At 44.7% G+C, this 723-nt stretch carries 1 protein-coding gene; it reads right to left on the bottom strand.

Annotated elements, in window-relative coordinates:
* Positions 1 to 19: 19 nt before the first annotated feature.
* Positions 20 to 723 (bottom strand): tRNA guanosine(34) transglycosylase Tgt (tgt, locus tag A3738_RS03240; RefSeq protein WP_156503916.1); only part of this gene is annotated, 704 nt, incomplete at its 5' end.

Below are 723 nucleotides of genomic sequence, written 5' to 3'. Positions count from 1 at the left end.
TATTTAAAAAATTAGTGTTTTAAGCGTCGTTAAACGCATCTTCGATGTCTAATGGGGGCGTATCGCGCCCTAGCGCAGCATAGAAGTCGTCAACAAAGTCGGACAATTTACCTTGTTCGATTGCTTCGCGCAAACCACTCATAAGATTTTGATAATAACGGAGATTATGGATGGTATTCAGTTGCGCCCCGAGCATCTCATTGCAGCGATCTAAGTGATGCAAATATGCTCGTGAGAAGTTTTTGCAAGTGTAACAATCACACTCAGAATCAACTGGACCTAGATCATGACGATGTACCGCATTGCGAATCTTTATAACACCACTGTGCGTAAACAAATGTCCGTTTCGTGCGTTTCGCGTAGGCATCACACAATCAAACATGTCAACACCTCGACGAACACCTTCCACGAGATCTTCTGGCTTACCAACACCCATTAAATAACGTGGCTTATCCTCTGGCATCTTGTCGTGCAAATGCTCGAGTATGCGCATCATGTCTTCCTTTGGCTCACCAACAGAAAGACCGCCAATTGCATAACCGTCAAAACCAATATCGGTTAAGCCTTCTAAAGAGATATCGCGTAAATCTTCGTACATACCACCCTGCACAATACCAAATAGTGCAGAAGGACTTGAACCATGCTCATCTTTACTACGTTGCGCCCAGCGAATAGAACGCTCCATCGAATCTTTCGCTTCCTGCCATGTTGCTGGATAAGGCG

Source organism: Oleiphilus sp. HI0066 (genome assembly GCF_001635725.1).
The sequence above is the reverse complement of the archived record's forward strand: the minus strand, read 5'-3'. Positions and strand labels throughout refer to the sequence as shown.